Origin of the sequence: Sorangium sp. So ce131, assembly GCF_051519095.1 — a bacterium.
In the GTDB taxonomy this organism is placed as follows: domain Bacteria; phylum Myxococcota_A; class Polyangia; order Polyangiales; family Polyangiaceae; genus Sorangium.
On the sequence record NZ_CP150455.1, the window covers coordinates 10,223,631 to 10,236,506 of the forward strand.

The 12,876-nt window shown below is 71.3% G+C and carries 8 protein-coding genes; 5 read left to right on the plus strand and 3 right to left on the minus strand.

The features are described 5' to 3' along the window. Positions 1 to 30 precede the first annotated feature (30 nt). The 5 genes from WMF43_RS37110 (at position 31) to WMF43_RS37130 (ending at position 4,876) form a co-directional block, all read left to right on the plus strand. Positions 31 to 678: an RNA polymerase sigma factor gene (locus WMF43_RS37110; protein ID WP_437672115.1), complete on the plus strand. Its 648-nt coding sequence runs from the start codon at positions 31 to 33 to the stop codon at positions 676 to 678. Beyond that, a complete protein-coding gene (locus tag WMF43_RS37115) occupies positions 654 to 2,240 on the plus strand; it encodes a FecR domain-containing protein (protein ID WP_437672117.1) in 1,587 nt (528 codons plus the stop codon). Before WMF43_RS37110 ends, WMF43_RS37115 begins: the two co-directional genes overlap by 25 nt. Next, positions 2,237 to 3,325, plus strand: a complete 1,089-nt coding sequence (locus WMF43_RS37120) for a hypothetical protein (protein WP_437672118.1) — start codon at positions 2,237 to 2,239, stop codon at positions 3,323 to 3,325. Before WMF43_RS37115 ends, WMF43_RS37120 begins: the two co-directional genes overlap by 4 nt. Positions 3,326 to 3,386: 61 nt before the next feature. After that, the gene (locus tag WMF43_RS37125; protein WP_437672120.1) at positions 3,387 to 4,001 is read left to right on the plus strand and encodes a hypothetical protein; all 615 of its coding nucleotides are present in this window, start codon (positions 3,387 to 3,389) and stop codon (positions 3,999 to 4,001) included. 263 nt (positions 4,002 to 4,264) lie between these two features. After that, the gene (locus WMF43_RS37130) at positions 4,265 to 4,876 is read left to right on the plus strand and encodes a hypothetical protein (RefSeq protein WP_437672122.1); all 612 of its coding nucleotides are present in this window, start codon (positions 4,265 to 4,267) and stop codon (positions 4,874 to 4,876) included. Positions 4,877 to 5,702: 826 nt separating this feature from the next. Here WMF43_RS37130 and WMF43_RS37135 read toward each other — a convergent pair. From WMF43_RS37135 to WMF43_RS37145, 3 genes are all read right to left on the minus strand, one after another. Then, entirely contained in the window at positions 5,703 to 6,902 is a 1,200-nt protein-coding gene (locus WMF43_RS37135) for an aminoglycoside phosphotransferase family protein (protein WP_437672124.1), read from the minus strand. 155 nt (positions 6,903 to 7,057) lie between these two features. Beyond that, positions 7,058 to 10,396, minus strand: a complete 3,339-nt coding sequence (locus tag WMF43_RS37140) for a glycosyl hydrolase 115 family protein (protein ID WP_437672126.1) — start codon at positions 10,394 to 10,396, stop codon at positions 7,058 to 7,060. An 805-nt stretch (positions 10,397 to 11,201) separates the two neighbouring features. Beyond that, positions 11,202 to 12,767: a BNR repeat-containing protein gene (locus WMF43_RS37145; RefSeq protein ID WP_437672128.1), complete on the minus strand. Its 1,566-nt coding sequence runs from the start codon at positions 12,765 to 12,767 to the stop codon at positions 11,202 to 11,204. Positions 12,768 to 12,876 lie beyond the last annotated feature (109 nt).

Sequence of the window (12,876 nt, forward strand, 5' to 3'; positions counted from 1 at the left end):
CCTCCGGGGACTTCACGGGAGGAGCCTCGCTTGACCCGCCCCCTGAAGCTCGTCCGATCCCCGCCGCCGTTACCGAAGGCAACCTTCGCGGGGGACGACGCCGCCCTCGTGGACGGGTTCCGTCGGGGCGACCCGCGCGCGCGCGCCGCCCTCTACGACCGGTACGCCGATCACGTCCACCGGGTGCTGTACCGCCTGCTCGGTTTCCACCGTGATCTCGCGGACTTGCACCACGACGTCTTCGTGCGTGCGCTCGGCTCGCTGCCGGGCCTCGAGGACCCGAGCGCGCTCAAGGGGTGGCTCACCATGATCGCGGTGCACGTGGCCCGCTCGTCGATCACGCGCACGAAACGGCGCAGCTGGCTCTGGTTCTTGCCGAGCGAGGAGCTGCCCGAGGTCGAGTCCGGCGCGGCGTCGGGCGAGGTGCTGGACGCCTTGCGGGCGACGTACGTGGTGCTCGACGCGCTCCCGGTGGACGAGCGCATCGCGTTCGCCCTCCGGTTCATCGACGGCATGGAGCTTACCGAGGTGGCCGCGGCGTGCGACACCTCGCTGGCGACGATCAAGCGGCGGCTCGCCCGCGCCTCGGCGCGGTTCGGGGCCGAGGCGCGCAAGCAGCCCGTGCTCGAGGCGTGGCTCGAGGGAGGTACCCGGTGGGGCAATCCGAGCGATCGCTGATCCGCCTGGGGCGGCGTGTGGCCGAGCTGCAGGACCGGGCGCCGGCGGCGCGGCTCGATCTGGAGCGCGGGCGGGCGCGGCTGCTCGAGGTGGAGCTGCCCGGCCGCGGAGGGGGGCCTCGGGCCGAGGCGACGGGCGCGCCGCGGCTGGTATGGCCCGCGCGCGAGGGCGTCGCGAGCAGGCCGAGGCGTCGGGTTCCCGCGAGGCGCATGGCGGCCCGGGTCGCCGCCTCGCTGGCGGCGGCGGTGCTCGTCGCCGCGCTGGCGGTGGTGCTCGTGGTGCGCCCCCGCGCCCGCGAGCCGATGCACTTCGAGCTCGGGATGGCCGAGCCGGGCGTCGTCGGGGAGTGGATCGCCGCGCCGCCCGCGGCGGAGCTCCCGATCCGGTTCTCCGATGGCTCGCTGCTCCGCCTCGCGCCGGGCGGGCGCGCCCGCGTCGCGTCGGTGGACGCGGACGGGGCGGAGGTCGCCCTCGAGCGGGGCGCGCTCGACCTCTCGGTCGTCCACCGCGAGGGCACGCGCTGGAAGGTGCGGGTCGGGCCGTTCCAGGTGCACGTGATCGGGACGCGCTTCGAGACCCGATGGGATCCGGTGACCGAGCGGTTCGGGGTGGCCCTGCGCGAGGGGGCCATCACCGTCTCCGGGCCGGTCGTGGGCGATGCGCGCGCCGTCCGCGCCGGCGAGCGGCTCACCATTTCGCCCGCGACGAACACGCTGGAGGTTGCGCCGATCGACGCGACCGTGACCGACGCAACCCCGGTCGGCTCAACCCCGGTCGGCTCAACCCCGGTCGGCTCAACCCCGGTCGGCTCAACCCCGGTCGGCCCAACCCCGGTCGGCTCAACCCCGGTCGGCTCAACCCCGGTCGGCTCAACCCCGGTCGGCTCAACCCCGGTCGGCTCAACCCCGGTCGGCGCGCCGCCGGTGACCGCTCGCCCTTCGGAGGGTCACCTGGAGCCGCCGAGGGGTCACCCAGGCGTCGCGGATCCCTCCTCCTCCCTGCCGTCCGCCGTGCCCCAGTCGCCCGGGGAGGCGCCTGGCTGGCGCGCGCTCGCCCTCGACGCCAGGTACAAGGACGCCCTCGCCGCCGCGGAACACGAGGGGTTCGACGCGATCTGCGGGTCCGCGAGCGCCAGCGACCTGCACGCCCTCGGCGACGCGGCCCGGCTCGGGGGCAGCTCGGCCCGCGCCGTCCAGGCCTTCGCCGCCGTCCGCCGGCGGTTCCCTGGCTCCCCCGAGGCCGCGTCCGCCGCATTCCTCCTGGGGAGGATCGCGCAGGACCAGAACAAGGACCACGCCGGCGCGGCGCGCTGGTTCGCCCGGTACCTGAGCGAGCACCCGGCGGGCGCGTTCGCCGCCGACGCTGCCGGGCGCCTCGTCGAGGCGGAGGACCGGCGGGGCGACCCGGCAGGCGCCCGCCGCGCGGCCGAGCGCTACCTCGCCGCGTACCCGAACGGCTCGCACGCGGCGTACGCGCGGCGCCTGCTCGCGCGCGGGTCGCGCCCGTCCGCCGAGGGCACGTCCGTCGACGCGGACGCCGCCCCCGAGCCCCCGGCGCCGTGACACGCCGCTCCTCCGCGCCCCTCCTCCTCGCCCTCGCCGCCCTCGCAGCGGCTGCCTCCGCCGCGACGGACACGCGCGCCGACGAGACCCGGGAGGAGCTCCCCTCGACGATCGCCGTCCTCAGCGCGCCCGGCGACCGCTTCGGCCTGCGGGTCGTCGCCGAGCTCGAGTCGCTCGGCTTCCGGGTGGAGCTCCTCGATCCCGCCGCCGAGCCGGTGTCGCGCGCGTCCCTCGAGGCCTCGGCGCGCGAGGCGGGCGCGCTCGCCGCGATCCGCGCCATCCCCTCCGGGCGCGGCGTCGAGGTCTGGATCGCCGATCGGGTCACCGGCAAGACCGTGCTCCGCGAGATGGCGGGCCGCGCCGGCGACGGCGGCGCGGAGGAGCTCGACGACGCCGCGCTCGCGCTCCGCGTCGTCGAGCTCCTTCGCGCCAGCCTGCTCGAGGCCTCCCTGCCGGAGCCGCCGCCCGGAGAGCTGCCTGCGACCCGCGAGATCCGCGAGAAGCTGCGCGTCCCCGCGCCGTCTGCGCTCTCCGACGCGCCTGCGCCCGCCCCGGCCCCTGCGCACGTGCAGGAGCTCCGCGTCTCGCTCGCGCCCGGCGTGCTGCTGAGTCCGGGCGGCCTCGGCGCCGCGGTCAGCGCCGACCTTGGCCTTGCCTGGATGCCGAGCGAGCATGTCGGCGTCGTCGCATTCGCGGCGATCCCGCTGACCAACGCGCGCAAAGAGCGGCAGGACCTGAGCGTCGACCTCTCGGCCCTGCTCGCCGGCGGCGGGGTGCGCTTCACCACCCACGCGCGCCGGTGGGCTCCCTCGGCGGATCTCGGCCTGGCGGCCCTCGCGCTGCGGACCGCGGGGCTCGTCGCCGGCGCGGCCTCCACGAGGGGCGAGTCCTCCGCCGTGACCGTCGCCCCCTTCACGCGTCTCGGGCTCGCCTTCGCCGTCACCCCCTGGCTCCGCCTCCGCGCCGACGTCCTCGCCGGCGCGATCGTCCAAGGTGTCTCGGTCCAGATCGAAGGGAACGAGATCGCGACCTGGGGTCGCCCGTTCCTGCTTTCTTCAGCCGGCGTCGATATTCGCCAGTTTTGATGAGCCGCCCTCGCGATCCCGAGAGACTTCATCTCAGGAACCTGATCCGGAGGTTGATCGAATGAAGCGATGGATGATGGCTCTCGGGATGCTCTCGATGATGAACAGCGGTTGTGAGCTGGTCGTGCTCGACCCCTTTCAAGGCGGGTGGGACGAGCCGGAGTCTTCCTCGGGGTTCAGCAGCTCTGTGGCCTCGGGCGGCAGCTCCTCGGCCTCGGGCGTCGCCCCCGGGAGCCTCAACGTGATCGCGGCGCGAGCCGGCGACGTGCCCCCCGGCCGCACCCTGGTCCCCGGGCTCCTGAGCGACCCGGACGCGCTCGCTCTGTTCTTCAGCGACTCAGCTCAGCAGTGCGCCGACCCCGTGGTCTCGACGGCGTGTGATGACGAATTCGCCTGGCAGTTCATCCTGGTCCTGCCGCCCGGGCTCGACACGCCCGGCGTCGTCGCTCCGGGGACCCCGGGGGTCTACTGGCAAGAGTACGAACGTTATCCCAGTCCCAGCTGCGGCGGCGGGGGAGGAGGCGGCACGCCATTCGGGGGTACGATCGAGATCGTCAGCATCGACGCGACCTCTCTCCACGTGAGGGTGAGCGGCACCAGCAGGCCCCGCACGATCGACGGGGACCACACGGTCCAGCTCTGCAGCCCGCCCACCGCGCCAGCCCTCGGCGAATGACCGGCGGCCTCGCCCGCGCGCGCCCATTCACCTCGATCATCACATCCCCCTCATCCCTCCTGGCGGTCCGGGCCGCTCCAGCCGGGCGCCGCCGTCGACCGCCACGCGCACGCGCCGAGGCGCCCGCGCGCCGAGGCGCTCCAGCGACCGCCATGTAGCAGACCATGTGCCCAACATCCGCTGTTGTTGATGAGCCGCGCTCGCGGGCTCGAGGGACTTCATCCAAGGAACCTGCTCCGGAGGTCGATCGAATGAAGCGATGGATGATGGCTCTCGGGATGCTCTCGATGATGAACAGCGGGTGTGAATTGATCGTCCTCGACCCGTTTCAGGGCGGGTGGGACGACCCCGAGTCCTCGGGCGGCAGCGCCTCCGCCTCGGGCGGCAGCGCCTCCGACTCGGTCGACAGCTCCTCGGCCTCGGGCGTCGCCGCCGGGAGCCTCAACGTGATCGCGGCGCGAGCCGGCGACGTGCCCCCCAGCCCCACCACGGTTCCCGGGCTCCTGAGCGACCCGGACGCGCTCGTCCTGTTCTTCAGCGACGCAGCTCAGCAGTGCGCCGACCCCGTGGTCTCGACGACGTGTGATGGCGAATCCGTCTGGCAGTTCATCTTGGTGTTGCCGCCCGGGCTCGACATGTCCGGCCTCGTCGATCTGTCGACTCCGGGGGTCTACTTTCAAGAGTACCAGCGTTATCCCAATTGCGGCGGCGGGGGAGGAGGCGGCACGTCTTTCTGGGGTACGCTCGAGATCGTCAGCAGCGACGCGACATCTCTCCACGTGAAGGTACGCGACACCGACAGGAACCCCGCGATCGACGGGGACCACACGGTCCAGCTCTGCAGCCCGTGGCCCGCGCCACCCCTCGGCGAATGACCGGCGGCCTCGCCCGCTCGCGCCCCTTCCCCTCGATCACCCCGTCCCCTGATCCCCTGGCGGCCCGGGCCGCTCCAGCCGGGCGCCGCCGTTAACCGCCACCTCGCTCGCCGCCCGGCGCCGAATCGGACCACCGGGACCGTCGCCCGATGGCGAGCTGCTCATGGCGCACCTGAGCGGCGCTGACATGGCCTCAACCTCGGTCCCATCACGCGCCGAGGCGCCCGTGCGCCAAAACGCTCCAGCAACCACAATGTAGCAGGACATGCGCCCCGTAGACGTGGACATACACGGCCGTGATCAGAAGAGTGCTGACCGGGAATCACAGAACCGACCTGATGACTCGGCGGCGCTCGCAGGCGCCTCTACTGTATTTATTCACTTCGAGCGGAAGCCTGCGGCTCAACCCGTCCAACCCTGGAGAACCTTCATGCGCACCACTCGCATGCGCGCCACTCGTCTACCTGGCCCGATCTCCGCCTCTTCCTCGCGCTTCCGTGTCGCCTGCAGCGATGACTCTGCCGACGACGAGGACTTCGAGCCTCTGGGTTCCTGGCTGAGCGTCACGCCGTCAACCCGGGTATCGTAGCTTCAAAATAGGGAGACCGGCTCGCAAAGCGCGTCAGGGCAACTTCCTGCAGTAGCGCTAGATCGACAAACGGGTCGAACCAGCCCGAAACGAGCCGAATTTCGAACCGCCAAGGACGCCAAGGCGCCAAGGACGCCAAGGACGCCAAGACGCCAAGATTTTGTCTTCTTCTTGGCGTCCTTGGCGTCCTTGGCGCCTTGGCGGCTCATCTCTCGCTCGATCCGCACGATCTGTGTTCTAGGGCCGCGAGCGCACCAACTCCGCTGCCCGCGCGAGCCACTCCGCGGGATCCATCGCGTGATAGGGATGCTCCGACGGCTCGATGCCGTCGAGGAACTTCCGGTAGATGACCGCCTGTCGCGCAGCCGCCACGGGGGCGAGCAGCTCCGCCGCCCGCTCCGGATCCGAGCCCGGGATCGCGGCGCGCCACGCGCGGCTCCAGACGCTCCGGATCGGCTCGACGGCGCCCGGCGGGATCCTGTCGAGGAACGCCGACCGATCGAGCAAGGGATGCCCGACGCCGCTGTCGCCCCAGTCGAGCAGCACGGCCGACGCCGCGTCGCCGCGGACGTTGCCGGGATGGAAGTCGCCGTGAACGAGCGTGTCGGGAAGCCCGGTCTCGGCCAGGCGCCGGAAGCGCTCGGGCAGCGCATCGACGAACCCGGCGAGCGTCGTCCGATCGCCGGCGGACAGCTCGGGCGTCCGATCCAGCACGTCCGCGATGAGCCGGGTCAACGCCGGCGCGCGCCAGTCCGGCAACCCCAGCGCCAAGAGGTCGTCGACCTGCCCGCTCACGTCGCGCTGCAGCCCGACCAGCAGCGACACCAGCCGCTCCAGGATCGGCAGCTCGGCGTCGTAGAGATCCTCGCCGGGGATCTCCGGCATGAGGATCCGCCCCCCGTCGTGGCCGAGGAGCGCCGGCACGGGTCGGCCCGCGAGCCACGCGAGCAAAGCCCCCTCGTGCCCGAAGAACGGAGGGACGTGCTTCAGCCAGAACGTCTGACCGCCCGCCTCTAGCCGCCACACGCTCGAGAGATTCCACGACCGGATCTGCTCGGCGGGCGCCGTCCGTTCCAGGCCCCGCTCGCGCAGGACCGAGTCTGCCCAGGCGAGGTCGTCTCCGGGCCCGCCCGGCCGGGCCCACGGGTGCCGGAGCGGGTGTTCGTCGAGCGCCCCCTGCCACGGCTCGACGCGCGGCGGCGGCTCCTCGACCTCCGCGAGGTAGGTGACCGTTCCGCCGTGGGGACACGGGCGCTCGGCGGCGAGCATCCGGAGGACCGTCACCTGGACGCCGAGGTGCTCACGCGCCCCTTGAACGACCGGCTTGGCCTCCTGCCACCAGGGCGTCGCGACGGGATAGGGCGGCAGCGCGCCCAGGAGCTCACCCGCCGTGGTGACGAGCACGAGTCGAGCGAGGCGCGGTGGCTGCGTCATCATCAGGTGGCGCCGAGGAAAAACCAGATGGCCCGGAGACGTCAAGGGCGAGCCGCCGCGCCCGCCCCGAGGCAGCGCCCGCGCCGGGCGCACAAAAGGCGAGAGCCCGCCGCGCACGTCGCGCGGCGGGCTCCCCGGCGATTGCAGGCGACTCGCTGCTATTGCGGTCCCTTGCCCATCCAGTAGCTCTCGGGCGGACCCAGGTAGCTCTCCTTCACGCCACCCGCGTCCACGACGATCTTCTGCACGACCACGCCCGGATGGACCATCCAGAGCTTCAGCACGTGGTCACCCGGCGCGGCGACCGTGTGCTTGGTGCGCATGATGTTCGCGTTGTCCGAGGTGTGCCGCTCCCAGATCTTGTTCCCGTTGCCGTTGAGGTCGATCGCGTAGGTCGTGTTGACCTTCTGGATCGCGCCGTTGTCGATCGACACGGCGTACTGGAGCCCCTCCTGCCAGTTCTGGAAGTTGTTCCTGGGCGACACGTACACCCAGACCGTCACCTCGCCGCTGCTGGTGAGGTGCAGGTCGTACTCGAGGCGAGGCGAGGTGCCGCCGGGCTGCTGCGGCTCGGACGTCACCGGGAACGGCGTCACGCCCGACCCGGTGCGGCCGATGTCCGGGAGCGTCTTCCAGAAGATGTCGCCCGCCCCGATCGCGCGGCTGTAGTGCTCCGCCTCCATCGAGACATAGCCGTTCGCCTCGATGAAGCGGTTCGGCTTCCAGGCGATCCCCCGCGGGTCCTCGACGCGCGCCGTGACCACCACCGAGCTTCCATCCGAGCCCGTGACCGTGATCGGGATATCGAGCGGGAACTCCAGCGGACGCTGCTGCGACGTCTCGGGGTCCGTGTACGTCGTGGGGGCGAGGACCCAGTCCACCCGCACCGTCGCGCGCACCTCCTTGTCGACGACGCCGCTGCTCGGATAGACGGTCAGCCACGGGCGGCACGGGGCGTCCGCGGGCCAGCCGGAGGGGCACTTGACCGGGAGCTCGGGCTCGATCGTGTACTCGAGCGGCTCGCTGCCGCGGTTGAACACCTCGATGTACTGCTCGGGCTGCGTCTGGTACCGGCTGAACGTCGGCAGCACGGGCGTCGCGTCGCTCTCGTCGCCCGCCCCGTCCGCCGTCCAGTACGTGCTCGCGCCGTCGATCGCCACGCCGAGCTCGGCCGCCGCGGGGACCTCGATCGACACGAGCTCGGGCCAGATGAACTCCTGGATGTTGTTGTACTGGTACTCGGCCTGCTGCCAGGACGGGTTGCCCGGCGCGCCGTAGCTGATGTGGGGCTGCGTCTGGAAGCCTTCCCACTTCCCGCCGGCGAGCTCGTGGTTGTAGTAGTAGGAGAGCGCGAGATCGTCCTGGAGCCGCGCCTCGGCGACCTGCGCCATGTCGTTCGTGGCGGCCCGCCCCTGCTGCGCGTAGAGCCGGTTCTTGAAGCCCGCCAGGCGCAGCGCGTACAGGTTGGCGGTCGCCTTCACCTGGTAGAGCACGAGCTGGAAGTAGGCGTCCTGCGCCTCGTGCGGCAGGAGCTTGGCCGCGAACTCCGCCTGCGAGGCGAGCGCCTCCCACTCCTCCACGACCCGCTCGAGCTCACTGTAGTTCGTGAGGCTGAACGGGCTGGCGCTGTCGTCGTACGTGACGGCGGCGGTGTCCGGATCCGGGACCGAGGTCGAGGGCTCGGTGACGAGCAGGTCGTAATCGACCGTGATCTTCCGGTTCGTCAGCTCGGGCTTGCGATCCGACTGCAGCAGCGAGTAGCCGTGCAGGATGTCGGCGATGATGTCCGCGTGCTCCGCGCCGAACTGCAGCTCGGTCCACTGCCGCTCCCACTCGCCGATGCGCTCGATCGGCAGGCGGTCCGGGTTCCAGGCGTAGTCGAGGAAGAACTGGAGCGGGAGCTCCTCGTTCTTGAAGTCGCCGACGTTGACCACCCAGAGCCGGTCCACGCCGTAGCTGTAGGCGAGGTGGAGCTGCTCCCAGACGTTGGGCAGGAGCGTCGTGTCGACCCACTTGTAGTTGCGGCCGCCGCCGACGTAGTCGAAGTGGTAGTAGAGGCCGTAGCCGCCGGCCCGCTCCGCGCCGCCGAGCTGCGGCAGGCGCTTCATGTTGCCCCAGTTGTCGTCGGCCCAGACCACCGTGACGTCGTCCGGGACGCGGATGCCGGCGTCCCAGTACCCCTGGATCTCCTTGTAGAGCGTCCAGACCTGGGGGATGGTCGTCACGTCCTGTCCGGTCAGCTCCTCGAGGATCTCCCGCTGGGAGGCGATGATGTCCTGCATGAGCGGGATGCCGTCCCCCGGAGGCAGGCTCACGTCGCCGGGGCCGCGCATGCCGAGGGTGACCACGCCCTCGATCTTCTGGTCGACCATCCGCTGGATGCCCTTCCTCCAGTGCTGCTTGAGCGCATCGGAGTTCACGGAGAAGCGCCAGTCGCCGGTGCCGCCGTAGGGATCCGTCTTCGCGGTGACGATGTTGCCCGCCGCGTCCCTCACCTCGGGGATCACGTGGCGGTTCCACTCCTCGATGCCCTGCATCATCGGGGCCTCGTGCGAGGTGCCCATCACGATGCCGTACCGCGTGGCGGTCTTGTGGTTCTCCGGGTCGTCCTCGCCGAACGCCCTGCCCCACACGGCGGGCCAGATGTAGTTCGCCTTCATGCGGAGCGCGGCCTCGAAGACCTTCTCCCAGTAGAAGTGATTGAGCCCGCCCGGGTAGCCCGGCGCCTTGCCCGGCCCGAACATCTTGGCCGCCCAGTTGCCCGTCGCGGGGTTCTCGTCGTTGATGAAGAAGCCGCGGAACTTCACCGCGGGCTCGCCCTGGGTGTGGAGCCCCGGCAGCACGTACAGCGCGTGCTTCTTCTGGGGCTGGACGTCATCCCACCAGTACAGGGGCGACACGCCGATCTGCGCGGAGAGATCGTACGCGCCGAAGATGGCGCCGCGCTGGTCGCTGCCCGCGATCACGAGCGCTCGGTCCACGCCCTGCGCCGGGTCCTCGACGATCTGCGTGACGAACGTCTCCCACTTGCCCGACACGCCGTCGACATCGAGCTTCCCCTCCTCCACCAGCCCGTCGATGAGGGGGCTCTTGCCCAGCGTTCCGACGAGGATCACCTCGGTCGCCGCGTCCGGGATCTCGTCCTTGACGACCTCCGCCTCGGCGTCGGTCACGCGCTCGATGTCCGCCGCGAGATCGTCGGCGACGCGGAGCACGCCCTCGTAATCGTCGGAGCTGACGACCAGGGGAGGAACCTTGCCGCCCACCGCCAGGGGAAAACGCCCCGCTCCGCCCTCGGTCGACACGTACTTGCCCGGGTAGGCCGCGCCCGTCGCCGGATCACCCGGCCCGCCGTTCGCTCCCGGGTCCCCCGGATCGCCCTTCTCCCCGGGCTCGCCGGGGGCGCCCGGCGGGCCCTGCGGGCCCGGCTCGCCCTGATCGCCCTTCTCGCCATCCGACCCGCAGGCGGGCAAGGCCGCGAGCGACAGGGGGAGCAACAGGCAGACGAGTGAGGATCTGATCCGACCCTTCCTGAAGCCAATGCGTGCGTAGCTCATAACGGTGTTTCCCTCGTTGATGCGGCTGACAGGTGTCGTCAGCTCGCCCGCGCTGGGCACGGGCCGTGACGTCCGGCGGTGAGGCCGGACGCTCCTCATGCGATTGTTGAAATTCTGCGGAGATCCTCGCGATCCCGCGCGTGATCCCGGCGATCACGGCGCGTCGATCCGAGCGAACACGATGTGGCTATCCCGGTGAGCACCGATGCGCAGGTGCCCTGCTCCTCGCAGCGAGCATGCGACAGAGAGCAGAGCTTTCGCCCCGCTGTCAATACCCATGGTTCCCAGGATCAACGGGTCCGGCCCGCGCCGGCCGCGATGGACATGACACGTCGGTCCCAGCCGTTGAAGACATGGCAGCGAGTGGCCATGACGCGCGCACACTGCCCAGCGCGTCAGGCCCTTCGCAACACGTCGCGTCGTCTACGGTGAGGCTGGATTCCGCTAATGAAAGATGAAGCTCGGGGGGAGTGTATGCCTGCTCGCACAATAGGGTTCAACGTCCCCCAGGTTGCACCTCGCTGGTGTGGCCCAGAAGTATTCCCGCAGTGCAAGGATGTGATCACGCCACCGCAAATTTTTGTCCAGCCGACAAGATCGACGGGGGCACGGGAGGGTGCGCGGCGCGGCGCGGCGTCGGGATCGCGTCCAACGTCGCTGGCGGGCGACGCGGCCGATCCCCGGCAGGTCGGACTTCTGGTCTCGACCCGGGCGCTCGCCGTGGGGGCGGCGCGCTTCGCGCGGATCACCGGAGCGTGTACTCCAGGCCCCAGATGTCGACGGAGCTCCGCTCGGGGTAATATACGGTGAGATCGTCCGAGGTCTCGAGCCGGGCGGCGTCGATCAGGGGATCGGAGAAGAACCGCCCCGCGTCGGTGTCGTCGAGGAGCGCCCAGGTCGCGTAGCCGTCGCTCGGGGAGGCGCCGGCGATGCGCAGATCCGGGAGGATGGCATAGACGTTCTCGGAGGAGGAGATCGCAAGCTTGCCCCGGAAATTCTCGATCACCCGCAGGCCGAGGGCGTGGCGCGACCAGGTCCCCTCCGGGCTCCGGACATAGTGGAAGAACTCGCTGCGCGAGCGCGCGCTCGTGAAGTTCGCGTTGTCCGCCTCGCCGTCGGGCAGATGCGAGAGCAGCACGTGGACCCGGCCGCTCGCGTCGACCGCCATGTGCTCCTGGTTGATGAGCCCTCGGTTCTCGCCGATGCGCCACACCGAGAGGCCCTCCGTGCTTCGGTTGACGAAGGAGGCGCCGGTGGTCGCGACGCTGGCGCCTGCGCTGTTACGCCAGGTGCGCCCGTGATCGTCGCTGTAGACGTACAGGAGGTCGTGGTTCGTCGTGGGGTCGGGCGTGCCCCGCCAGCACCACGCCGCGTGCAGGCGCGAGCCGCCGCGCGTGTACGCGAGGCCGTGCAGGTAGGCGTTGATGCTGGCGTCCGTGCCCTCGATGTACTCGCCGAGCGAGCTCCAGGCGTGCGTCGCGGCGTCGTACTCCCACAGGTGCTCGTCGCCGCTGCCGCTCTCGCCGATGCGGGCGCTGAGCAGGAGCTTGTCCCCGCCGGGCTCGGTGACGAAGCGCGGGTAGGTGACGAGGCGCACGGCGGTCGATCCGACCAGCGCGCTCGACACGGCGCTGAAGCTCGAGGCGGCCCAGGTCGCGCCCTCCGGGTCGGTCAAGAGGCCGGCGACGGAGCGGCGGTAATGCAGGGTGCTGCCGTGGTGATCGAACGCGAGGTGCAGCGTGCCGTCGCCCGGCGCGATCCCGAGAGAGATCGTGTTGTGGGCGTCGTCGGCGCTCAGCCGGTAGTCCCTGAAGTCGAATTTCTGCCAGGGGCCGGCGGCCTCGCCGGGTCGGGCGGGCAGCCGCCGGCGGGCGAGGACGACGTTGCGGCTCGTGTTCCAGAAGGCGGTGTACTGGTAGCCGCCGAAGGACACGATCACGTCCTGCTGGAACGACTCGCCGTTCAGGTAACCGCCATAGGACACCACGTTGAGCCCCGACTCCGCGAGCCGCTCCTCGGCGCGCTTGACGATCCCGGGCGCGACGGCGTCCGCGCCGCCGCCGGTGGTCGTGCTGCCGGCGGTCGCCGAGGCGGCGCTCGCGCTGCCGGGGGCCCCGCCGCCGGCGCTCGCGCCGTCGGTCGTCGCGCCGACGGGGGGCCCGCCGCCGTCTCCAGCGCTCCCCGCGCCGCCCGCGGCGACTCCGGACGTCGTGGCGCCGGGGGTCGACGCGGGCTCGCCGTCGCTGCAGCCCGGCAGCCAGCCGACCGTCGCAAGGGCGAGGAGGAGAGAGGAGGAAAGGCGGAGTGTCATGCGTCTGCCCGGCGATACCGCCGGCCAGCGGCGGCATCAAGCGCCGCCAGCGCCGGCGGTCGACCGCCGCGGCTCCTCCATTACCTCCCAGGTAATCGACCGCCGCTCG

Excerpts from the sequence above, each read along its gene's own strand:
- WMF43_RS37135 (WP_437672124.1), bottom strand. The coding sequence starts at position 6,902 with ATGATGACGCAGCCACCGCGCCTCGCTCGACTCGTGCTCGTCACCACG.
- WMF43_RS37125 (WP_437672120.1), top strand. The coding sequence starts at position 3,387 with ATGAAGCGATGGATGATGGCTCTCGGGATGCTCTCGATGATGAACAGC.
- WMF43_RS37145 (WP_437672128.1), bottom strand. The coding sequence starts at position 12,767 with ATGACACTCCGCCTTTCCTCCTCTCTCCTCCTCGCCCTTGCGACGGTC.
- WMF43_RS37130 (WP_437672122.1), top strand. The coding sequence starts at position 4,265 with ATGATGGCTCTCGGGATGCTCTCGATGATGAACAGCGGGTGTGAATTG.